The 21958-nt window shown below is 34.2% G+C and carries 23 protein-coding genes and 1 riboswitch; of the genes, 3 read left to right on the forward strand and 20 right to left on the reverse strand.

Translation table 11 applies throughout. From position 1 onward, the window contains the following. Window positions 1–71: 71 nt before the first annotated feature. Both NRK67_05170 and NRK67_05175 read right to left on the reverse strand, forming a co-directional pair. Window positions 72–650, reverse strand: coding sequence for a TetR/AcrR family transcriptional regulator (locus NRK67_05170; GenBank protein ID UUV18901.1), 579 nt, complete (start codon window positions 648–650; stop codon window positions 72–74). Between the two features lie 148 nt (window positions 651–798). Next, window positions 799–2007 carry an outer membrane protein transport protein gene (locus tag NRK67_05175; protein UUV18902.1) on the reverse strand — a complete coding sequence of 403 codons (1209 nt, stop codon included), beginning with the start codon at window positions 2005–2007 and terminating at the stop codon, window positions 799–801. A 280-nt stretch (window positions 2008–2287) separates the two neighbouring features. Here NRK67_05175 and NRK67_05180 point away from each other — a divergent pair, with 280 nt between their 5' ends. From NRK67_05180 to NRK67_05190, 3 genes are all read left to right on the forward strand, one after another. After that, complete coding sequence (locus tag NRK67_05180; protein ID UUV18903.1) at window positions 2288–3658, forward strand: HD domain-containing protein; 1371 nt, start codon at window positions 2288–2290, stop codon at window positions 3656–3658. A 123-nt stretch (window positions 3659–3781) separates the two neighbouring features. Then, window positions 3782–4348 (forward strand): hypothetical protein, encoded by a 567-nt coding sequence (locus NRK67_05185; protein ID UUV18904.1) that lies wholly within the window; start codon window positions 3782–3784, stop codon window positions 4346–4348. A gap of 132 nt (window positions 4349–4480) precedes the next feature. After that, window positions 4481–5176 (forward strand): hypothetical protein, encoded by a 696-nt coding sequence (locus NRK67_05190; GenBank protein UUV18905.1) that lies wholly within the window; start codon window positions 4481–4483, stop codon window positions 5174–5176. 50 nt (window positions 5177–5226) lie between these two features. Here the strand turns inward: NRK67_05190 and NRK67_05195 are convergent, their stop codons facing one another. From NRK67_05195 to NRK67_05280, 18 genes are all read right to left on the reverse strand, one after another. Further along, window positions 5227–6561: a CoA-disulfide reductase gene (locus NRK67_05195; protein ID UUV18906.1), complete on the reverse strand. Its 1335-nt coding sequence runs from the start codon at window positions 6559–6561 to the stop codon at window positions 5227–5229. A gap of 69 nt (window positions 6562–6630) precedes the next feature. Next, the gene (locus NRK67_05200; protein ID UUV18907.1) at window positions 6631–7491 is read right to left on the reverse strand and encodes a DUF5677 domain-containing protein; all 861 of its coding nucleotides are present in this window, start codon (window positions 7489–7491) and stop codon (window positions 6631–6633) included. A 103-nt stretch (window positions 7492–7594) separates the two neighbouring features. After that, the gene (gene tsaB / locus NRK67_05205) at window positions 7595–8287 is read right to left on the reverse strand and encodes a tRNA (adenosine(37)-N6)-threonylcarbamoyltransferase complex dimerization subunit type 1 TsaB (GenBank protein ID UUV18908.1); all 693 of its coding nucleotides are present in this window, start codon (window positions 8285–8287) and stop codon (window positions 7595–7597) included. Continuing rightward, entirely contained in the window at window positions 8281–8733 is a 453-nt protein-coding gene (gene tsaE, locus NRK67_05210; protein ID UUV18909.1) for a tRNA (adenosine(37)-N6)-threonylcarbamoyltransferase complex ATPase subunit type 1 TsaE, read from the reverse strand. The genes tsaB and tsaE overlap by 7 nt, the downstream gene beginning before the upstream one ends. 37 nt (window positions 8734–8770) lie before the next feature. Further along, window positions 8771–9238 carry a D-glycero-beta-D-manno-heptose 1-phosphate adenylyltransferase gene (gene rfaE2 / locus NRK67_05215; protein ID UUV18910.1) on the reverse strand — a complete coding sequence of 156 codons (468 nt, stop codon included), beginning with the start codon at window positions 9236–9238 and terminating at the stop codon, window positions 8771–8773. 186 nt (window positions 9239–9424) lie between these two features. Continuing rightward, entirely contained in the window at window positions 9425–9760 is a 336-nt protein-coding gene (locus NRK67_05220; protein ID UUV18911.1) for a D52 family tumor protein, read from the reverse strand. Between the two features lie 188 nt (window positions 9761–9948). Continuing rightward, window positions 9949–10617 carry a HesA/MoeB/ThiF family protein gene (locus NRK67_05225; protein ID UUV18912.1) on the reverse strand — a complete coding sequence of 223 codons (669 nt, stop codon included), beginning with the start codon at window positions 10615–10617 and terminating at the stop codon, window positions 9949–9951. Between the two features lies 1 nt (window position 10618). Next, window positions 10619–10867 carry a MoaD/ThiS family protein gene (locus NRK67_05230; protein UUV18913.1) on the reverse strand — a complete coding sequence of 83 codons (249 nt, stop codon included), beginning with the start codon at window positions 10865–10867 and terminating at the stop codon, window positions 10619–10621. Window positions 10868–10877: 10 nt separating this feature from the next. Then, on the reverse strand, window positions 10878–12605 hold the full coding sequence (locus tag NRK67_05235; protein UUV18914.1) for an aldehyde ferredoxin oxidoreductase: 1728 nt from the start codon (window positions 12603–12605) through the stop codon (window positions 10878–10880). Between the two features lie 10 nt (window positions 12606–12615). Then, a riboswitch (molybdenum cofactor riboswitch) is annotated at window positions 12616–12738 on the reverse strand. Window positions 12739–12779: 41 nt separating this feature from the next. Next, a complete protein-coding gene (locus tag NRK67_05240) occupies window positions 12780–13712 on the reverse strand; it encodes a GNAT family N-acetyltransferase (protein ID UUV18915.1) in 933 nt (310 codons plus the stop codon). Between the two features lie 253 nt (window positions 13713–13965). Further along, on the reverse strand, window positions 13966–14850 hold the full coding sequence (locus tag NRK67_05245) for a hypothetical protein (GenBank protein UUV18916.1): 885 nt from the start codon (window positions 14848–14850) through the stop codon (window positions 13966–13968). A 62-nt stretch (window positions 14851–14912) separates the two neighbouring features. Continuing rightward, on the reverse strand, window positions 14913–15362 hold the full coding sequence (locus tag NRK67_05250) for an MOSC domain-containing protein (GenBank protein ID UUV18917.1): 450 nt from the start codon (window positions 15360–15362) through the stop codon (window positions 14913–14915). 448 nt (window positions 15363–15810) lie between these two features. Then, entirely contained in the window at window positions 15811–17691 is a 1881-nt protein-coding gene (locus tag NRK67_05255) for a molybdopterin biosynthesis protein (GenBank protein UUV18918.1), read from the reverse strand. Window positions 17692–17702: 11 nt separating this feature from the next. Next, a complete protein-coding gene (locus tag NRK67_05260; GenBank protein ID UUV18919.1) occupies window positions 17703–18923 on the reverse strand; it encodes a molybdopterin molybdotransferase MoeA in 1221 nt (406 codons plus the stop codon). 17 nt (window positions 18924–18940) lie between these two features. Further along, the gene (locus tag NRK67_05265; GenBank protein ID UUV18920.1) at window positions 18941–19549 is read right to left on the reverse strand and encodes an ATP-binding cassette domain-containing protein; all 609 of its coding nucleotides are present in this window, start codon (window positions 19547–19549) and stop codon (window positions 18941–18943) included. A 2-nt stretch (window positions 19550–19551) separates the two neighbouring features. Next, the gene (locus NRK67_05270; GenBank protein UUV18921.1) at window positions 19552–20247 is read right to left on the reverse strand and encodes an ABC transporter permease; all 696 of its coding nucleotides are present in this window, start codon (window positions 20245–20247) and stop codon (window positions 19552–19554) included. Window positions 20248–20445: 198 nt separating this feature from the next. After that, window positions 20446–21384, reverse strand: coding sequence for a GTP 3',8-cyclase MoaA (moaA, locus tag NRK67_05275; GenBank protein UUV18922.1), 939 nt, complete (start codon window positions 21382–21384; stop codon window positions 20446–20448). A gap of 11 nt (window positions 21385–21395) precedes the next feature. Continuing rightward, window positions 21396–21905: a MogA/MoaB family molybdenum cofactor biosynthesis protein gene (locus NRK67_05280; protein UUV18923.1), complete on the reverse strand. Its 510-nt coding sequence runs from the start codon at window positions 21903–21905 to the stop codon at window positions 21396–21398. Window positions 21906–21958 lie beyond the last annotated feature (53 nt).

Raw genomic sequence — 21958 nt, forward strand, 5'->3', positions numbered from 1 at the left:
TTGGTGATATCCTTACAAGTATATTTTTCCAGATAATAAAAAATGAGCAAGATATCTTGCTCATTTTTTTATTAATTTAATTGTTTATCTTTTTCCACACCTAGGTGGAAATAGATAATCGATGCAGGACCACTTATCAGTCTTCTTCTTATAAAGTTGTCCGATGGTGTTTTGAAGTACCCCGTTGCAATAAGGGTAGAGAGACCATGGGCATATGTCCAGCAGTCAATGGTCAAGGTTTCCTTAACATCAGCCGGCAGACTGTCAAACCTTTCATCTTTTTTCATCTCCTCAAAGATAATCCTATGAAACTCAGATATCAATGTACTGTATGAACTATTTCTTAAAAATATAGATTTAAATAATGGTTTTTCTTCCCTTGCAAATTTACAGATTCCCATTCCTATATTAAGAAAGGGCACCTCCTCTTTTTCCTTACTTACATATGTTAAAAATAGATTTTTAGCTCTATTTATCAATTCTTTTTTTAATTCATCCATAGACATAAATAAACCATAGATGGGAGCAGGAGAACAGTTCAATTCCTTGGCTAAACTTCTAGCTGTGATATTTTCCAAACTACCCCTCTCTAACATACCAAAAGCTTTGTCTATTATTTGTTCTCTTGTGAATATAGGTTTTTTAGGCATTCTTCCCCCTCCAATTTTATTTTTTTGTATTATAACACTTGTTTTTTATTTTTTCAACCACTATTATATATAAGTTTATATTTTATAACTAAATTTTAGTTGTAATTTTATATAAAAGGGGAACCCAACGAAGGGTCCCCCTAAATAATTAAAATTTATATGCTGCACTTATTCCAGTGGCAATTATATTTTTTTTGTAATTTACTTCTCCAACTTCATGATCGATATAATCTACATACATCGTTGAGAATGTCCACTCTAAGTTAGGAGTCTGCTGAAATTTAGCTCCTGCAGTAAATATATGCGAGTTTAATGCAAACTCAGTATCGTTAAATGTTTCATCAGTTGCACCTGTGTCTGCATAGTTATATCCAGTAGTCAGAGTCCATCTTTCAGATACTTGATACTCTGTACCTACATTTACTTCCCATCCGTTTTCAAATCCGTCTTTACCGTCTGTATCAGCTTCTGAAACGAAATAGTAGTTTCCTCCACCCATTACAGTCCACTTATCAGTCATCTTATAAGCTATTCCATACTTTAATTCAGCAGGAAGGTCTCTCCATCTTTTGTCCCCGTCAACAATCGGAGCTAGGTCATTTATCCCTAATGTAGGTAACCCTTCTATAACTTTCGCTAAATTTGTATCTGTGTTTTTTACATCCGTTTCAAACTCCAGCTTAACCTTCGTATTGTAAGTCAAGGCCATATTCAGTCTGTCGTTAGGCCTGTAGTTTATACCAAAGGTTCCACCCAATCCCTGAGCAGTTCTTTCTGCATCATAAGTATCATTTAATCCTGCAGGATTGTTTTCTACATCGATTTTTATATTTCTTTGAGCATAGATATATTTCATCCCTGCTGCTACCGACCATTCATTGTTGATACTGTACGCAGTTCCAAAGTTAGCCATGGCATAGGCATTTTTCCCCTCAATAGTACCATTTCCTCCACCAAATTGCGTGAGTAAAGAATCCAATAGAGGTACTCCATCTTCATAGTCTAAAGTAGGTCCTCCTGCGGCTCCTCCGGTATTACCGTAGAATGCCCAGTTCCCGCTTTTATGAACATAACTTAAGTTAGGTATAAGTCCTAACGGGTCATTAGCCTTGTAGTTATCTCCGCCTTTTTCCATCTCATAAGTGATGTTAGACAGCTGACCACCTACAGATATATAGTTACCATCTTCTAAATGAACTAAACCTGCCGGGTTATAATAAGCTGCCTCTGCTGTTAATGTTGCATTTTGAGCTGGATTTCCCATATATGCCGGTGTTGAATTAGCAAGTGCATCTATACTAGCTCCATATGATGCTGTGCTTAATAAAGCTATGCATCCAAATAATATTTTCTTCATTTTATTCTCCTTCTTCCCCTTGTTTTATAGGTCAAAAATTTGACCTTTCTAATTAATTACTAGTGTAATATAACATCTATTATTTTAAAAGTCAAGGTTTAGAATAACACTCGTTTTTCATTACCTTTTCAATCACCAATCTCTTTAGGCTAAACAACTAAATCTTAGTTTCTTCTTATAGTGATTAATCCAAAACTATTAATTATACTCATCTTCTAATTCTTAGTGAGATAGAATTACAAGAAAATCAATCAATTACAAAGGATCTAAAGAGATAGACATGAGGAAGATAAAAAAGGTTTTAAATCACTCCTACCTGGGGTATAATTATTATATAGAAAAAACTAAAGGAGTTAAGATGTATATAGAACTAGCTAAGGAGATAAAAAAAATAAATGGTTGCCTGTATATCGTAGGTGGAGCTGTAAGAGATTTTTTCCTCTACAGTAAACCCATGAAAGAAAATTCAAATATCGATATAGAAATTTCAGGGGTTTCTCCTGAGCAGATAGAAAAAATATTAGATAGTTTCGGCAGATGGAAATTGGTTGGTACTCTCTATAAGGTTTACATCATAGAGAACCTGGAGATTACTCTGCCGCGGGATGATAGCGGATTTAACCCAGCTTTAGATATAAAAACTTCCATTCTAAACAGAGACTTGACCATCAACTCCCTCTATTATAACCCTCTGACAGATCAGACTATAGATCTTTATAGGGGTAAATCGGATATTAAAAATAAAACTTTACACTATGTCGATCAGAAAACCTTTTTAGGAGATCCCCTCAGGTTATTTAGAACTATTGAGCTGGCAGGGAGACTAGACTTTGAACTTTCACAGGATTTAAAAAAATTGATCTCGACAAATTTTCACCTCATTCAAAATATTCCAAAGGAAAGAATCATGGGAGAATTAGAAAAAATCCTTTTAAACCATAAAAAGCCTTCCAAAACTTTCAGACTGTTAGACGAAGTTGGGGGACTAGAGATCCTCTTTCCAAACCTGTATTACTCTAAAAAAGTAATCCAGGATAAAATTTTCCATCCTGAGGGAGATGTTTTTACCCATACCCTTATGACCCTTGATATCCTAAGAACATCTGAAAGAACAATGGAGCTTATGATAGCACTTTTATTTCATGATATCGGAAAAAACATCACACAAGACACCGGTTTTAAAGGTCATACCAGGGTATCCAGAGATATGTTTTTAGATCTGATAGATAAATTTACAAACAATAAAAAACTTATATCTTCTGCCTCTGATTTAATTTTTTACCACGTTTCCCCATTGATACTGATGTTAAACAACAAGGTCAATAAGGTCACCATAAGGAAGTTAGCTGTCAAAGTCAATATCCCAAAACTCCTAAAAGTCTATAGAGCTGATGTTTTAGGAAGGGGACGGGCAGACAACTCCGAGGAACTTGAGAATATCCAAAAGATAGATTCTATCTATCACCAGATAAAGGATGACCTGACACCTTTAGTCAATGGTAAACACCTTCTTTCATGGGGTTATAAAAGCGGCAAAGAATTTAAAAAGATCCTAAACTATCTATATAGATTACAGCTGGAGGAGAAATTTGTCAGTGTAGAAGAAGCAAGGGATATAATTGAGTTCAGAGAACTTAAGATTAAAAAATAAGAGTTAGAATATCAGCTTTAACCTATTTAAATCAAACTTTAACAAAATAACAAGGAGAAGGGTCGAATATTTACAAAAATATCTAATTATGATATTCTTGTACTAGAATGATTAGGAGGATTTATGAAAATTTTTAAAAAAATGTTACTTTTAACCATCTTACTTTCCTTTATAGGTTGTTCTAAAAACGCCTATGTTAGAAATATTGAAAAAGGCTACAGTAAGAGTAAGGAAGATTCCACTATTTATGTTAAAGACAGTGAACAATGGAAATATACCAGGAAAAAGATAAAGTATTCTGTCTATGAAAACCAGCACTTCTTAGTACTGAAAGAAGATAAAGAGACTCAGGAAAAAACTCTATACCTGGCTTTAAAATACAGGGGAGATGAGTGGCTCTATATGAATGGACTTGACCTGATTTCCGACGAAACTTATCATATGGATTTTATGGCTAGAAAATTAAATACAGCTTTTTGGAGAGACAAATCAAATCTTGTAGATTCTATCGAAGAGTATATTGCATTTGCTTTAAAGCCTCAAGAGATCGATGCCCTCAAAAAAATGGTTGTTAATAATCATGGGAAAATAAAATATTATAGTGAAGTTGATGACAGATCAGCAACAACAACAATAACTGCAGAAGAAATTCAAAATATGGGTAAGATCTTAGATCTATACTATAAATAAAAAAGCAACGTGACGTTGCATCCAGACAAGCATAATTCAGGTTTTTATAACTTTTTATTTATTATCATAAATTTTATAATTTCCTAAATAATAAAATATAGGGGTCACTCCCCTGTCAAAAGGAGAGATATTATGTCAATTAAATTAAAGCATTGCTTAACATCACATGTAACAAAATTCAATCCTCAAAGTCGTGGGTTTGATATAGCGGGACAATTCGACACTTTGGTTCAGCCTATTTTTCCAATTGGAATGCCTCAGTTATCTATATACTTAGCATTTGAAGGATTAAATAGAGATACTAACTTTGAGATGAGAATCAACAGTCCTAGTGACGAATTATTATCTAGTGGTGAATTACCAGTTCCTAGAGATATGTTTGGTCATGGTAGAAAAGTTATTAACATTGAAAAATTTGTTATTTCTGAAAGAGGAGCATATACATTAGATATCTTAGAAAAAACTCCCAGCGGATTAAAATTCTTACTTACTGAGACTTTATTTACTACATCTTATCCACCTAAGAGACAATTTCAAGATGGAGAAGTAGAAGCGATCTTATCTTCTAAAGAGAAGATCATCAAAACTATCAAAAGTGACTTCAAACCGGTAGACCTAGAAACTGGTGTAAAATTACAGCTAAGTTTAGATGTCAATGAAAAGCTGGAAGAAGGTCACATCTTATTCCCTGAAAATAATACACTTACTCTTGAAGGAAATGAATATGACCTTACTGGATTAAGAAGGGAAATGGAATGGATGTTTGGAAGACCTATCCCTGAGCAGCAGCCTCAAAATGAAGAAACTTCTACAGGTGAAACTAAATAATATACACTCAATATAAGAAACGCCCCTTGAAATTCAAGGGGCGTTTCTATCTATTTGGCTACATTCCCGCTTACATTGAGTACATCCCAAGTTCTTGCAAATGGAGGAGCATAACAAAAATCCATCATTCCTAACTCTGAGGTCTTCATCTTTGCAGCAACTGCCATGGCAATTACATCCACTCGGAGTACAGCTCCATTTTTCCCTATGATCTGCCCTCCTAAAATAACCTTAGTCTCGGCATCATATATTAATTTTACAAAAATATTCTCCTGACCCGGATAATAATTAGTTTGATTTTTATCCTTTACTAAGATAGTTTTATAGTTTACTCCGTCTAACTTAGCTTCTTTTTCTGTAATCCCTGTTCTCCCAGCTTCTAAATCCATCACCTTAATACAGGCTGATCCCAGAGTCCCGGTGAATTTATTTTTAGCCCCGGCTAAATTTTCACCTACAACTCTTCCAATCTTATTAGCTGTAGTAGCCAGTGGAATATATACATTTTTCTTTCTGACCTTATGATATACCACTGCACAGTCTCCTGCCGAATAGATGCTGTCTACAGATGTTTTACCCTCTTCATCTATTATGATAGCTCCTCTATCCATCTCAATCCCTGTACCCTCCAGGAATCCCGTTGCAGGCCTCACACCTGTGGCTATCACTACAACATCAGCCCTGTATTCACCCTTATCGGTAATAACTCTTTCTACTTTGCTGTTCCCCTCTATTTTTTTTACAACCTCTTCTAAATGAAGATCTACACCGTGGGATCTAATCTCTTCTTCCATAAGATCTGTTATCTCACAGTCAAAAGAAGCAGACATTACTCTTTTTCCCCGTTGTATAACCCTTACATTTTTCCCCAGTTTTTTCGCCGCTTCCACAACTTCTATTCCTATGTACCCGGCACCGATTACTAAAATATCTTTATTTTCTTTTTTCATCATAGCTTTCTTTAAGTCTATTCCGTCATCTATAGATTTCAACGTGAAAATATTTTTTAAAGTCTGTATTCCTTCAACTGGCGGTAAGACAGCATTAGCACCTGTAGCTACCATGAGTTTATCGTATGAACTTTCAAAAATTTCATCTGTTTCTAAATTTTTAACCATTACTATTTTTTTCTCTGGATCTACCTTTAAAACCTCATGATTGATGTTCACTTCTACACCAGATTCTCTAAACTGCTCTGGAGTTCTGGCAATCATCCCTTGGGGATTATCAAAGAAATCTCCTACATAGTAGGGTAATCCACAGGCTCCAAAAGATACAATGCTCCCCTTTTCATATACTATAACCTCTGAATTTTTAGCCATCCTTTTAGCTTTTGCTGCCGCACTCATTCCCGCTGCTACTCCACCTATAATAACTATTCTCATAAATCCTCCTTTATCCCCTGCGAAACTAATAATTAAAAACATATAGTCAGATTTTTTATAATGTCATTCTTATATTTCAATATTAAATTTTGTTGTTCCAGATAATCTTTCATTATCTAGCTTTATCAACCCTTCTGATTTTTTAAACATCTCTTCTCGCCATTTTTCCAGACTTTCTAAATCAGATGAAGGTTCCTGAATATATAACTTAATCATCCTTTCGAATATTTCACCTGAAAAACCCGCGATCATAAATGAAATTAACCCTATTTGATTTCTATCATTAACTCTAAATCCCCTAATATTATATTTATTATTATTTGAAAAATTATGAATAAGTGACATCTGGTTATGAGCTGCCGCACATAGAAAACTATAGTGTCTCTTTGCTCCTTTACTTTTGTAAGGATCATCTGTTTTTTCATCTAAATAAAAGCTTTTCCAGTTAAGTTTATAATCGTTATGTTCTTTTTTCTTTCCTCGTTGTTTTTTTAATTCTTTTCCCAATACTTCTTGTAATGCCTTTAACTCTTTTTTAGTAAGCTCTATTTTTGATATTCCATCTTGTTTTGACAGATAATCTAAACCTTTGCAGTAGATATAAGCCAATGCCCTTTTCGGCTTTTTCAGCATAAAATTTAAATCCAAGAATCCTTCTAAAACACTTCTAGATAAAACAGATATATTTTGTTGGGAGTGTTTTCCCGACAATATAATTATCCCATCTATTTTTTCAAATATTTCCTTTAAAATAGAAATCATTATCTGCTGCTGTTTTTCTTCCCAGCCAATTACCTTGCTTTTATTTAAAGAAACTATTATATCTAATCCTTTTTGAATAATTTCTTCCAACATCATCCCAAAGTTTTTATACATCTCTTTTGTTTTATCAGTTGCTTCCTCTATCAACTCTTCTTTTGTAATTCCCATACTCATCACTCCTAAAAATAATTTTTATTCGTGTCATCAGCATAAATTTGCAGTTAGAAGTTTTTCGTTGTAAATATCTTCTTTTACTTTTTTAAGTATAATCTTATTTCTTCTTTTCTCTGGCTTCCTTTTCCCTCTCAGCCTGAGTTTTTGAGATATAATATGGCTCCAACGTATACAGATTATCTGCATCTTTTTCTACTGCCATCTCAGCCATAATTCCTGCCCTTACCATTGAGTTAGATTTAAAATTATATATGGCATTTTCACCCATAACTTCATCTATTATTTCCTTATAGACAATACTCCCGTCACCTGTAAAGATTATTTTTTCATCTTTAAAATCTTCCAATACTAATCTTAACTCCTCAGCTCCATAGTGAGATACCCTTTTTATTTTGTCGCCATTATATTCATAGGCAGAGTAGTATACCCTTCCCTTTCTGGCATCTATAAGTGACATAATTTTGTTGGGAGTCTGTGACACAGTATGTGCAAGGATATCCAATTCATTTACTCCTACAATGTCGCAGTCGATACTATAAGCCAATCCTTTGGCTGTTCCTACTCCTACTCTTATCCCTGTAAATGATCCAGGCCCTATACTGACAGCTACTCTGTCTATATCCTTTGGCTTAAGCTTAGCCAGATCAAATACCGTGTCTACTATGGACATCAAAGAATCTGAATGATTCAACTTTATATTTGCATTTATCTCCGATAAAATTCCTATCTCACTATCGTATAATGCTACACTACCTGTTTTAGTAGAAGCATCGATTCCTAATACTACCATAATTTATTTAACTCCTTCTCTCTCTTTTCATTTCCGATAAATTTCATCTCAACTTCACGAGAATTTTCATCTCTATGATATATTTTTATCTCTATATATTCCTTGGGTAACTCTGTATCTATTATGTTGGCCCACTCTATTATTGTCAGTCCATCGTTATGCAGATAATCTTCATATCCTATCTCATATACTTCCTCAGGATCACACAATCTGTAAACATCAAAATGATATAGGGGCATCTTTCCCCCTAGATGTTCTAAGACATAGTTAAATGTAGGACTTTTTATATTCCCAGTGATTCCTAATTCTTTCGCTATTGTTTTAGTCAGAGTTGTCTTTCCTGTTCCTAAATCTCCTACCAGTGCTATTACGTCATTTGGAATTACAAATTCAGCTAACTTAACTGCTAATTCTGTCAATTCCTCAAATGATAGTATTTTTTTCATATCTATACCTGCCTTTTTTTCTCACAAATTATATTTCTTATTTTCCGCTTATCTTTTTCACTACATTACTTGTTGATTTTCCATCTACCAAAGTAAGGATCCTTACCTCTCCTCCGTTTCTCTCTACGACTACAGTTTCAGGAAGATCTTCCTTCTTATAATCTCCTCCCTTTACATGGATAGAGGGTTTCAATGCCTCTATTATCTCTACAGGAGTATCCTCCGGAAATATTATAGAATAATCTACAGCTTTTAATCCGCACAATAATTCTGCCCTGTCCACCTCACCATTTATAGGTCTTGTAGGCCCCTTTAACCTTCTTACAGAATCATCAGAGTTAACTCCTACGATTAATATATCCCCGCATTCACGGGCTTCATTTAAATATCTTAGATGTCCCACATGCAGGATATCAAAACACCCATTGGTAAAGACCACTTTTTTCCCATCTTTTTTTAGTTTTTCAACTAATTTACCGGCCTCTTCTCTAGTTAATATACTCATTAATTCCTCCTAATTTTTTCTTTTTATATCTATAAATTATACCTTAATTTCAATTCTTTTAAAAGTCCTTCCATCAAATCTGACTATAGTTTTCTCTATTGTCATATTTTAAAAATTATTTTTCAATATAATAATTTTTTAATATTCATGACCACGTGAAAACACCAAAGAGGAAAGAGTAAGCTTCTACCTATGCCTCATCTCATCCAATTCAAATATCAGTTTATCATATGAAGACTGCATCCTTTTCATCTTTTCTTCATATTCCCTTGTTTTTTCCTCTACCTTTATTTTCAGCCTGCCATCTACATCACCTAATTTTGCCTTCAGTTCCTTTAATTCACTGTTTCTAACCTTTAATTTCTGCTTTAAGGTTGTATTTTCTTCCTCTATTTTTTTATATTCATTCTGAATCTCTAATTTATCCCTGCCTAATTTATCCAGTCTCCCTCTCAATTTTTCTACCTTACCCAACAACTCTATCTTTTCCCTTCTATACCTGCTCTTTAATACAAAAAACATCCTTTATTCTCCTTTTTCTTATATATTTTATACAATAATATTAACACGATTTTATTAGTTAATAAAACATTATAACTAGACTTATGCAAAAATATTTTATAAAAAACTTTAGGAATTTGCATAACTCGAGTTATAACCACTAAAATAGAGAGGAATAACCCTAGGATTATCCCCCTCTATATTAATTACTATACTTTCAACCTCGTAAAACTATTATACTCAAGATCAATATAAAGGACCTCGTTATTTAATAGTTCTCCTTTATTTAATAGAAACTTAATTACTTCTCCTACCTGGATAGAAGCTGCCAAGGCAGGTGTAAAGCTGGGATTCCCCATCTTATTTTCTAGGTCATCCCCACTATAAATTTTATCCAAAATAAAATCTCCCGGCATGATCACCGCTACCTGTGCTATCCACCCTCCTATAGCTCCATGAACCATAGGGATCTTGTTTTTAGCACAAGACTTCTCTACAACCCTTTTTAGCCTGGAAGAGTCCAGTGCATCCACTACTATATCTGCACCTTTTATAATTCCATCGATATTATGATCAGATATCTTTTTATTGACTGCTACAACTTTTATCTCCGGGTTTATAATCTCCACCCTTTTCTTGGCTTCCTCTACTTTTAATAAGCCTAAATTATCTTCTGTAGAGATTATCTGCCTATTTAGATTAGATACCTCAAATTTATCAAAATCTACAAGGAGAAGTTTTCCTACTCCTATCCTTGCAAGCATCTCAAGTACATATCCGCCTAAACCTCCTACACCTAAGATAACTACCGTAGATTCAGATAATTTCTTCTGTTCATCAGTCGATATCATCTTTTTATTCCTGGAATACCTGTCCATCCTACCCCCCTCCTACAGGGGGAAAGATAGCTACTCTGTCTCCATCCTTCAGAGACTCGTTATAATCTAATCTCCTTATCCCATTGATCATAACTATCATAATTTCTTTTTCTAAAATTCCAACCTCATCCATCAAATCATCTATTGTCAGACAATTTTTTATCTCTATTTTTTTTACTCCTCTGCTCTCCGAAGGAAGCAACTCCCTCAGATAAGCAAAAAGTCTCACCTCTATCTGAATATTTCTCATCTAAATACTCCTAAAATTCCAATGTCTTATCTAATTCTTCATCTGTAAAATCAAAAGTTACATTGTGAGGAGCAACTGCTTCCTCTTTAAAAAATTCAGGTAATCTGTCTTGAGCTTTTGTTATTCCCGCTCTTTGATTAAATGCTTTTTCCAGCTTTAATACTTCCTGTCCCCCTGCAAGGATCTCATTAATATCAAAATTAGTGTTATATTTTGAATTTATCATATTAGCTACTTCAGGGAACGCTGTTTCGTCATCTAAGATAGGGAAAGCTACAAATATACAGAACCCTAAACTATCTAAAACTGCCGTTGCTATTTGAAGGTTTCTGGATAATTCCACCTGTCCGTCTTTCTTCAATGGATCTACAACTCCTCCTACACCTAAGATATTCGATGTAACTGCATATCCTGCCGTATGATCTGCTCCCATTGGAGTCGTTGCATAGGTTACTCCCTGCCCCTTTACCGATCTCGGATCGTAAGCCGGAAGTGCCTGTCTTTTTACTACTGGCACCCTCTCTGTTCCAAATGCCTGCCCTGTAAATGCAGCTCCATTACCTATGATTCTTCCGATAGGTGAACCTTTACCGATCTCTTCTAATAGTTTTATTGCACCTTTATCATCACCAAATTCTAAATACCCCCCTTCCATTGCCACTCCTACTGCAACTCCGGTATCTATAGTGTCCACTCCAAAATCATCACACATCTTATCCATCTTGGCTATTGAATCCAGATCTTTTATGTGACAATGAGATCCAAATGCCCAGATAGTCTCATACTCAAATCCACCTGTTAGATAATCCCCTTTTTTATCGTTATAAACCTGGGAACATCTCATGATACATCCAGGATGACAGGCATGGGTTGTCTGCCCCTTTCTTTTTTCAATGGTTTCAAACATCGTTTCTCCACTGATATTTTCTGCAAATTCAAACCTGCCCTCTCTAAAGTTATCTGTAGGTAATCCTCCAGCTTCATTTAAAATATTTACAAGAACCGCAGTTCCATAGGCTGGCAGACCTTGTCCAGATACAGGATGAGCTAAAACTGATTTAGAGAAGTTTCTAGCTGCTGCTCTAAAATTATCTATATTATGGTACTCAACTTTATTTTCTTTCCCGGGATCAATAACTATTGCCTTTATTCCTTTAGATCCGAGAACTGCCCCGGTTCCACCTCTTCCACAATGTCTTGTAGGTCTCCCCTCTGGATCAGTAACTGCAATTGATGCTGCAGTTAATCTCATTTCTCCAGCCTGTCCAAGTGACATGACAGTTACTTTTTCCCCGTGTTTTTCCCTCAAGATATTTCCTACCTCGTAGTTTCCTTTCATCTTTAAGTAACTAGCATCCTCTATTGTAATCCCTTCTGGAGTTATTTTTATAAGGTTTAATTCCTGGTTTTTAGGTTTATTCTCTATAATAACTGCCTTATACCCTAACTTTGCGAGACTCTGGGCTGCTGTTCCCCCTGCATTTGATTCCTTTATCCCGCCAGTCAATGGACTCTTAGTTCCTACACTAAGTCTTCCTGAACTTGGTGCTAAAGTTCCTGCAAAAAGACCTGGAGCTATTACTAATTTATTGTTTTTCCCTAGTGGATGTGATGTTGCATCAACTTCATCAGATATAATCCTAGATGTCAGTCCTCTCCCGCCTAATCCTACATATTCCTCTTTTACCTCTTCAAAACTAATGCTCTTGGTACTCATGTCAATTCTACAAATTTTCATAATGTGTTCCTCCTTATTTTGGTCTACTCCTTTCCAAATGCGGGAGGAAATTCAGTTTCCTGAAAGACCCATTGGTGTCATTTCATAGATATCAAATATCCTTAGAAATTTCCACTCGGAGATAACATTAATATAATAACCTTACATTAAAGTATACAATATATATTTTTTATTTCAAATTTCTTTCATTGCAGTTTTTTTCTGATATGATAGCCATCTATTAGTCTTTTTTAGCTTTAAAAATTTCATCATTTCTAACGACCATTTATCTGTGCTGTCAATCTCTAAATACAATATTCTTTTCCCACTCTTCTTTGTGTATCCAATCTGTAGGTTAGTTAAAACTTCAACACTTTCATACCTCATAAAATCATATTCTTCAGCTACACCTCTCCACCCTAAATCCATTCCTAATTGGTCATTTTCATACATTAAAGCGAAGGCGATTATTCTTTTTTCTTTTTTTAAAATAAATGAACCTTGTGCAATTAAATCTTCTTTAACTATCTTTCCCCATGTTTCTATACTGACTTCCTTTACTGGATTATCAAGGTGTGATTGAGTATAGCAACCTTTTGCTAATTTAAAGACTTCTTTCAACTCATTGTCAGATTTAATATCTGATAGTGCTAAAACTTCTAAATCATGTTTATTTATATAATCTTCTATCTTCTGTTTATTAATTTCAACTCTCGAAGTATCTATCTGAGGTTCATGAGTAGATCTGTATAGCTTGAAACCTAGATCTTCTAAAAAATCTGATCCAGTTAAATATGTTTCATAAAATGAACTCTGTAAATATGAGAAACCACCGCCTAAACTTTCAATATATTTATACATATTGGTTCCAATTTTACTTCTTCTATATTTTTTATCCACAATCATATTGAAATAAAGAGTATTTGGATGAAAATTATTTAGCCACATACTAAAAAAACCGACAGGTTCTCCAGCAACTAAAGCTATATATACTGAATCAACAGGTCTTTCATTCACATAGATCTCTTTATTCTTGAAAGGAATTTTTCTCTCTTCTAAGATAGTTCTATCAATAAGATCTTTGATGAATTCTTCGTATATTTCCGATGAAGAGATTATTTTTATCATAATTTTATTCACTCTCCATGTTCCTTTATAATTAAACACAACTTTTATAGGTTTATGCTAACATTAAATGGGAAGATCTTTATAATTTAAATTATGACTATCCACATATTTATGGTCCTCTCAATATAGACGCAGTAGTTTCGATTCATGAATTTGAACCTAACGAAGAAGGCTACTTTCGTATTCCAAATGATCTAATATAATTGATTGCTCAATATATGTAAATCATGTAAGCCATTATACAGGTGTTGTATTAACCGATATTACTTACCTTAAAGTATTTCTGTACATAAGGTTTCAAATCATTGTATTTCAAATTCAGTATCTCATTAACTGTGTATACCGTCATTAATTCTTTTGTAATTTCATAACCATAATAATATGCAACTCTACCTTGCCAAAGATTCATAGAATTTGATATACTAAATAATTCTATTTGTGATTTCCTTTCCCAATTTTGAATTTTTAGTATATTTTCTAAAGCTACTCCATTTTCATGTCTTCTTTTATCAGAATAATCTACCCATTTGTCTACACCTTGTTCATCCAAATAACCTAACCAAAATATATCTATATCACTTTCATCGGTATAATACTTTGTCAGATATGTAGCTAACCCTTCAATAAAAATCCTTTTAACCGTTGTATCCATTCTGTCTTTATAATTCCTAAAATACATTTCTGGATTTAATTTATAATGAATTGGATGAACAATTTCATGAATTACAAAAGATTTAGGATTATATTTATCTTTTGCATTGTCATAAGCTAACAAATCTACGATCATATATGATTTATCTTTAAGTATTATCCCATGTGAATCTACTGTCATGTCACCCAACAAAAATATAACACCATCTATGTTATACTTCGAAAATAAAGGATGATCTGATTTTTCGTAGTCTTCAATAGTAGATTTCAATAGTGATACGCTATCCTCTAGACTTTCTATCTTTGCTTTGTTAATGCTATCTATATAGATTTCAATACTCTCTTTAATTTTTTCATCACTTCTATTAATATCGTTTAGAAAACAATTTAAGCCACAGTATTCTGTAAATATTGGTGATGAGTAGTATTTCTCTTTTTCAATTTTATATGATCCTAACTGTATTTTATATAACTCCAAGTAATTCATTGTCCCACCTATTTTTCAGTAATAAATAGTTTTAACTGCCGTTGCCAAGCTTTATTAAAGATCTAATCTTCTAAAACTTCTATTAAATCGCCCTCTTTTATTTCTCCACCCTTTAAGATCTTAGTAAATATGCCCTCTCTAGGCATCACGCAGTCTCCTACTAATTTTCTTATCTCACACCCTACATGACAGTCTTTCCCTATCTGAGTTACCTCTTGTAGTGTTTCACCAATCTTTAACTTTGTCCCAACTGGTATTTCATATAGAACCATTCCTTCTGTTGTAAGGTTTTCAGCAAATTTACCTGTACAAAACCCTACTCCGTCTAAATTCTTTAATTTTTTTATGCTGGAGTTATCTAGTAGACTAACCTGTCTATGCCAGTTACCGGCATGGGCATCTCCTACCAAACCATGATCTACCTTAAACATTCCGCTTTTTATAGGCTGTTTTACTACACCCTTTGTTTCACTTATATTTATTGCAACTATCTTTCCTTTTATATTACTCATGATTTTCTCCTTATTTTAGTTATTTTATAATTATTTAACTTTCTTTTTGCTGAGTTCTCATATACCTGACGCAGACTAGAATCTGACTTTTATTCCTTTTTCTAGATGTTACCCTACTTCCCAGTATATCTCTTACGAGTTTCGTCGTACCCGCCATGCCCGTCAGGCACCCCAATAAGAAACGGGGATCCATGGTCTCGCTCTATAACATCATTTAGAAAAAGTCTGCTTTTCTTTCCTCTATTTCTTTTTCAGATAAAAAGAAATGGAGTCGGTTAAGGGCGAAACCCTTATAACCTTTCTTTTGACACAGAGACTCACTGAGAACTAGATTAGAGTTTCACTAAGGTTTTTCTCTGGACAACTCTTCTTTCCTCTGTGTACTCTGTGTCCATTTTTTTCTTGCGTATTTTCTCCTAATTTAGAATAGAAAAAAGTGAAGATCTACCTAAAACTCTATTATCTCTCCCTGATTTTCTAATTTATATCCCGGTATATTTTCCACTTCCTTAGAAAACTCTTCCGATCTTATATATTCAATAAATTTTAAAACTCTTTCATCTTCTAAACTGTCCTTTAAAACTGCAAAATCATAATCTTCATAATCTACAGATATAAAATCAAGATCCAATATATCTGCTGCGGATTTAACTCCTAAAGCCAGGTCACAGGTCGAAGACTTCACCGACATTGCTGCTGCCAAATGAGTTGTAGCTTCCCTTTCATATCCCTTTATATCGTTATTATCTATACCTAATTTTTCCAGATTATAATCCAAAAGAATACGGGTTCCTGCTCCCCTTTGTCTGTTCATAAATGTCAGATCATTCCGGGTCAGGTCTTCTATTCCTTTTATATTCTTTGGGTTTCCTTTAGGAACTATCAGTCCCTGTTCCCTCTTTATTCCTTTTATTAATGCCACATCTCCAGAAGGGAAATATTTATTTAAAACATCTATATTGTAATCCCCGCTTTTACTGTCCAGCATATGGATAGGAGCTATGGTAGTTTCCTTTTTCTTTAGGGCCAACACCCCACCAAAACTTCCTACATGAGATAGGGACAACCTTACCTTGTCAGAAATCCTGTCCATTATAGGATCATTACTTCCAATTACTACTATGGATTTTTTTATAGCTGAGAGCGGCTTAAGTAATCTTATCTCTACCTCTTCACCTATATCATGTCCCTCGTTATTCCTGGAGATCACAAGGATTCCATCAGCTTTTACCAGACTCATACTGACACCTGCTCCCCTGTCTAGGGGAGTTGCAACTAATTTTCCACCTACATAACCTAAGGTCATACGAACAAATTCCTTATGCTTTAACGATGAGTGTATCCTCTTAGATAAACTGGCTTTTACTATGATTTCCTTTTCATCATTCCTGCATAACATCTTCTCTAGGAGTGATTTTACAAACTGCTGGTAAACAAAATATGCTGATACCGGGTATCCCGGTATTCCTATTACAGGTTTGTTCTTAATAAATCCCAATATAGTCGGCTTCCCTGGTTTGATAGCTATACCATGGATTATTACCTCTCCTAATTCTTCTATGAGAGATTTAGTATAATCATGGGTTCCTGCTGATGATCCTGCATTGATTATTACCACATCATTTTTTTCCACGGCATCTAATATATTTTTCTTCAATAACTCCTTCTCATCCCGAACAGGTGAATATCTGTATGGCTCTCCTCCTGACATGGTAATCATAGCCTCAAACATCCTAGAGTTAGAATCTATTATATCTCCTACCTTTAGATTTCTATAGTCTTCTACTATCTCACTTCCCGTTGGAATAATTGCAACTTCTGGCTTTTTAATTACCTCTATCTCAAATATTCCCCCGGCAAATAAAGCTCCGATATCCTCTGGTCTGATCTCGTGAAACGAAGGTAAGATCATATCATTTTTTATTATATCTTCTCCGACATTTCTGATATGCTGATATGGATATGCCGATTTTATTATTCTGACATCTCCATTTTCAAGTTCCACTACTTCCTCTATCATTATGACAGCATCAAATTTACTCTTAATAGGATTTCCTGTATTCACATAGAGAAAATCGTTCCCTTTTTTTAAGATTACAGGATTAGTTTCACTGGCCGTCTCTGTATCTTTTGATCTGACTAATATTCCATCCATGGCTGAAGCATTAAAATTAGGAGATGATACATTGGCAAAAACAGGTGACGATGTTATCCTTCCCAAAGATTTTTCCGTGGAGATTATCTCCTTTTTACTGTATTTTTCTATCCTGTTAAAAAACAGTGGTTTAGTTTCTTCTAAGCTGATATTATCTATAAATGTATTTCTCAAATTTCTGCCTCCTAAAATCTATATACCTTTACCCTGCTTCCCTTTTCCAATCCCTCTATATTGTTTTCCAATATTATATATCCGTTGGATTTAGTCATAAGGGTGGTCATCCCTGATTTCCCGAAAATAGGATTAATGACTATCTCATTGTTTTCAATAGTTTTGTTAATCATCTGATATGTTGTTCGCCCAGGGGTAGAATGAAGGTTATGGGATAAAGTTCCATAGTAGTAATCATCTTTATCCTCGAAAAAATATAGGCTTTCAATAAGTTTTTTTACAACAATATTAAAAACAACCATGGAGGAAATAGGATGCCCGGGCAACCCAAAGATAAGTTTATCGTGAGATTTACCAATAATAGTCGGTTTTCCCGGTTTTATCGAAATCCCATGAACGAAAACTTCTCCCCCGTCCAGTAGGGAGATCACCTTACTTGTATAGTCATAATTCCCTGCAGAACTCCCCCCTGATATGAGAACTATATCTGATTTTTCAGTGGATTTTTTTACCTCTTCCAGTATAGTATCAAAATTATCTTTCACTATTTTTTTCTCTATCACAACTCCAAATTTCTGGATAGCCAGAGAAAGGGTGTAGGAGTTCACATCCCTGATTTTCCCCATCTTGTACTCTTCATCTTCCCCTATGATCTCATCTCCTGTAGAAATTATAGAAAATTTGAATTTTTTAAATACAGGCAGGTCATATATCCCAAGAGATGCCAAAGCCCCTATATTTTCAGGGGTTATAGTTGATCCTTTTTTCAGGATAATGTCATCTGACTTTACATCTTCTCCCATAAGCATTATATTTTCAAAACTGCTTACCGGTTTATGGACCAATAAAGTATCCTCTAATATCTCACAATACTCTATCATGATCATAGAGTCTGCTCCTTCCGGAATCATAGCCCCTGTAGGGACATATACGGCTTCTCCCCTTTCTAATTTTTTAGAGGTATCTTCCCCCATCAAAACTTCACCTTTTATGGTGAAAAATGCAGGTATACCCTGGGAAGCTCCCAGGGATTCCTTAGATTTTATAGCATATCCATCCACTGTAGACCTATTAAATTCAGGGACATTGACACTGGCTACAACGTTTTCACACAGTACTCTGCCTAATGACTCTTCCAATTTACATGTCTCTTTTTTTCCTTTAAGTGTTGGTATCTTTTTTAAAATTAATTCCTCTATCTCATCTATATCCGTTACCTTCAAAAAATTCATATTTTAAACTCCTTATTTTATTCCATTCCTAATTTCTCCAGAACTATTTTTTCCCCCTTTAGATTTTCAAAAAAACTATGATCATGGGTTACAACAATTATTGTATTCCCCTGCTGGTTATAATTTTTTAAAATATCTATAAGTTCAAGTTTAGCTGATCTATCCAGGTTTGCCGTAGGTTCATCCAACATCAACAGTTTTGGAGAAAATGAGAGTGCCCTTACAATTGCAACTTTCTGGGTTTCCCCGCTGGAAAGTTTAGAAGCTTCCTTATTTTTTAATCCATTTAAATTAAATATATCTAAAAGAGCTGACATACTCTTCTCTATATTTGCTCTTTTTCTGATCTTCAACGGGTATGCAATATTTTTATAGACATCTCCTTTGAGCATATATGGGTTTGCATCTACCAATGAGATCTCATCTTCTGTAAAAGAGTCACCTATTTTACCCTGATAGTCCTTATCTACCTTGGCTAAAATATTTAACAGGGTAGATTTCCCTGCTCCGTTTTCTCCAAGCAGATAACTAATCCCGCCATGTTTAAACGTAAGTTCAGGAATATTTAAAATCTCTTTCCTGTTAAATTTTTTTTTTAAACCTCTAATCTGAATATCCTTTATCATGACTAGTTATTCACCTCGATCTTATGAACATATATGAAATTGTTAATTAAAAATGTAATCCCCAATAATATTATCCCTAAGGCTATTCCTGTAGAATAATCTCCCATTGAGTTTAACATAGAGATAGAGGTCGTCATCACTCTGGTAGAACCCTTAAGGTTCCCTCCTACAATCATTACTGCCCCTACCTCTGTTATCGCACGAGAAAAGCAAGTTATAACTATTATCAGCAGCTCATCTTTCAGCTCAAATAGGATTAAAAATAACCTGTCTTTTCTCCTGCCGCCCAGTATTTTTCCTACCCTGTTTATTTTTCGTGCCTTGGACCGGCTCAGTGTATAGGTCAGACTGAGACACAGAGGCAGGATTAAAAATGACTGGGCTATTACAATAGCTGTAGGTGTATACAGTAGTTCTAAAAAACCAAATACTGAGTTTCTAGATAAAATTAAAGCTACTATCAAACCTACTACTACTGACGGAACTCCCATCAAAGAGAATATTGTTCTGGCAAAAAAAACTTCTCCTTTAAATTTTTTCAGCCCCAACTTTAATCCTATAGGTATAAATATAACTGAAATTATTGTTGTTGAAATAAAGGCAACCCCTATTGAAAGGAAAATAACTTCATACAACTCCTTATTTAAAGAAATTATCAGTTGAAATGCCCTTATAAATCCATTTAATATATAATCCATATTTTTTCCTTTTAAGTTTACTTCACAATAAATAAGCAGCGTAACGCTGCATCCAGATAATCGTTAATCAAAGATTTGGTAAATTTTAGATTATATATTCGACTTGTACAACTTAACTTTAATTATAAATTTTCTTTAAATTTTTTCTAAAATTAAAATATATTGTCTATTTTAAAGAAAAAAGAGCTGTTTACTCAATTAACCACCTATACTTACCATATTTTTTTTTATATATTTTTTTTCATCTAACTTATGTTCTTTCGGTTTTTCCCCCATAATTTCTTTTAGGGCTCCCATAGGATCTTTCTCAGCCAAAACCTCTAACAGGTCATACTCTGTATCAGAATGTAAACACAGTTTTAACTTACCCTCAGAAGTTATCCTTATCCTATTGCAGGTAGAACAAAATTTATTTGAATTAGGAGATATAAATCCTATCTCTCCCTTTGAACCTGATGTTTTATAAATTTTAGCTATATTTTCTTCCCTGTAAAATTTTAATTCCCTGTATTTTTTTATAACTTCTGCTTCTGAATAATGTTTCCCCTTACCCCACTCTATATTATCTCCCATTGTCATCAATTCAATAAACCTTACCTGAACTTCCCGATCTTTGGTAAATTTTATAAACTCTCCTATTTCATCACTGTTGAAATCATTGATTAAAACACAATTTATCTTTACAGGAACCATATTCAACTCTTCTAATTTATCTATAGACAATAAAATTTTACCTAAACCATCTACCCCTGTTATACCTTTAAATTTCTCCCTTTTAAATGTATCCAGGCTTAAGTTTACCCTGTCTAGTCCCGCTTTTTTTAACTCATCTAATTTATCTGATAACAACAGCCCATTGCTGGTCATGGCAATCTCTTCTATCCCATCTATCCCCTTTATTCCCCTAACTATCTCTATCAAATCTTTTCTTAACAGAGGTTCTCCTCCTGTTAACCTGATTTTTTTTATTCCCATTTTTGAAAATAATTTTACCAAATCAATGATCTGCTGCTGTGACATATTCTTTTCAAAACGATGTATATTATCACAGGGACTGCAGTATTTACACTTAAAATTACAACTATCTGTCAATGAAATTCTTAAGTAGTCTATATCTCTACTATATGAATCTAACATATTTCCTCCCTCTACTTTCTGGCACAGTCTCCTGTTTTTCTCAATAAAATTTCTAGACCGTGATCTATCGGTTCTAACATATATTCTAATATCTCCCGTACTGCTTTAGGGCTTCCAGGAAGATTAATTATCAACGTATCCTTCCTGATTCCTGCAACACCCCTTGACAACATCCCGCGATTAGTGATCTTCATACTAAAGGCTCTCATAGCCTCTGGTATCCCAGGTGTCAGTCTCTCTATCACTCTTAGAGTTGCTTCTGGTGTTACATCCCTTGGAGAAAACCCTGTTCCCCCTGTGGTTAAAATTAGATCTATATCTCCTCTCTCTACCACCTCTAGAAGCTTACTTTCTATAAGATCTTCTTCATCTGGAATGAGATCTGACACAATAACTTCATATCCAAATTTTTCTACACACTCTATAATTACTTTTGTACTCAGGTCTTCCCTCTCTCCTTTAGACCCCTTGTCACTCATACAAACTATTCCAACCCTCATGACCTCACCTCTTCTTATCATAACATAACATTATATTCTATTTTAATTATACCAAGCATAATATACCTCATTTT

The sequence above is a fragment of the Fusobacteria bacterium ZRK30 genome, assembly GCA_024628785.1.
GTDB lineage: Bacteria > Fusobacteriota > Fusobacteriia > Fusobacteriales > Fusobacteriaceae > Psychrilyobacter.

Excerpts from the sequence above, each read along its gene's own strand:
- tsaE (UUV18909.1), bottom strand. The coding sequence starts at position 8,733 with ATGAAAAAAATACTATCATTTGAGGAATTGACAGAATTAGCAGTTAAG.
- moaA (UUV18922.1), bottom strand. The coding sequence starts at position 21,384 with ATGTTAGATTCATATAGTAGAGATATAGACTACTTAAGAATTTCATTG.
- NRK67_05220 (UUV18911.1), bottom strand. The coding sequence starts at position 9,760 with ATGTTTTTTGTATTAAAGAGCAGGTATAGAAGGGAAAAGATAGAGTTG.
- NRK67_05270 (UUV18921.1), bottom strand. The coding sequence starts at position 20,247 with ATGGATTATATATTAAATGGATTTATAAGGGCATTTCAACTGATAATT.
- rfaE2 (UUV18910.1), bottom strand. The coding sequence starts at position 9,238 with ATGAGTATATTAACTAGAGAAGAGGCCGGTAAATTAGTTGAAAAACTA.
- NRK67_05280 (UUV18923.1), bottom strand. The coding sequence starts at position 21,905 with ATGATAAGAAGAGGTGAGGTCATGAGGGTTGGAATAGTTTGTATGAGT.
- NRK67_05245 (UUV18916.1), bottom strand. The coding sequence starts at position 14,850 with ATGAATTACTTGGAGTTATATAAAATACAGTTAGGATCATATAAAATT.
- NRK67_05195 (UUV18906.1), bottom strand. The coding sequence starts at position 6,561 with ATGAGAATAGTTATTATAGGTGGAGTAGCAGCGGGAATGAGTGCGGCA.
- tsaB (UUV18908.1), bottom strand. The coding sequence starts at position 8,287 with ATGGTAGTATTAGGAATCGATGCTTCTACTAAAACAGGTAGTGTAGCA.
- NRK67_05230 (UUV18913.1), bottom strand. The coding sequence starts at position 10,867 with ATGAGAAATATTCAGATAGAGGTGAGACTTTTTGCTTATCTGAGGGAG.
- NRK67_05185 (UUV18904.1), top strand. The coding sequence starts at position 3,782 with ATGAAAATTTTTAAAAAAATGTTACTTTTAACCATCTTACTTTCCTTT.
- NRK67_05170 (UUV18901.1), bottom strand. The coding sequence starts at position 650 with ATGCCTAAAAAACCTATATTCACAAGAGAACAAATAATAGACAAAGCT.
- NRK67_05225 (UUV18912.1), bottom strand. The coding sequence starts at position 10,617 with ATGGACAGGTATTCCAGGAATAAAAAGATGATATCGACTGATGAACAG.
- NRK67_05260 (UUV18919.1), bottom strand. The coding sequence starts at position 18,923 with ATGAATTTTTTGAAGGTAACGGATATAGATGAGATAGAGGAATTAATT.
- NRK67_05250 (UUV18917.1), bottom strand. The coding sequence starts at position 15,362 with ATGAGTAATATAAAAGGAAAGATAGTTGCAATAAATATAAGTGAAACA.
- NRK67_05235 (UUV18914.1), bottom strand. The coding sequence starts at position 12,605 with ATGAAAATTTGTAGAATTGACATGAGTACCAAGAGCATTAGTTTTGAA.
- NRK67_05200 (UUV18907.1), bottom strand. The coding sequence starts at position 7,491 with ATGGGAATTACAAAAGAAGAGTTGATAGAGGAAGCAACTGATAAAACA.
- NRK67_05240 (UUV18915.1), bottom strand. The coding sequence starts at position 13,712 with ATGATAAAAATAATCTCTTCATCGGAAATATACGAAGAATTCATCAAA.
- NRK67_05190 (UUV18905.1), top strand. The coding sequence starts at position 4,481 with ATGTCAATTAAATTAAAGCATTGCTTAACATCACATGTAACAAAATTC.
- NRK67_05175 (UUV18902.1), bottom strand. The coding sequence starts at position 2,007 with ATGAAGAAAATATTATTTGGATGCATAGCTTTATTAAGCACAGCATCA.
- NRK67_05180 (UUV18903.1), top strand. The coding sequence starts at position 2,288 with ATGAGGAAGATAAAAAAGGTTTTAAATCACTCCTACCTGGGGTATAAT.
- NRK67_05265 (UUV18920.1), bottom strand. The coding sequence starts at position 19,549 with ATGATAAAGGATATTCAGATTAGAGGTTTAAAAAAAAAATTTAACAGG.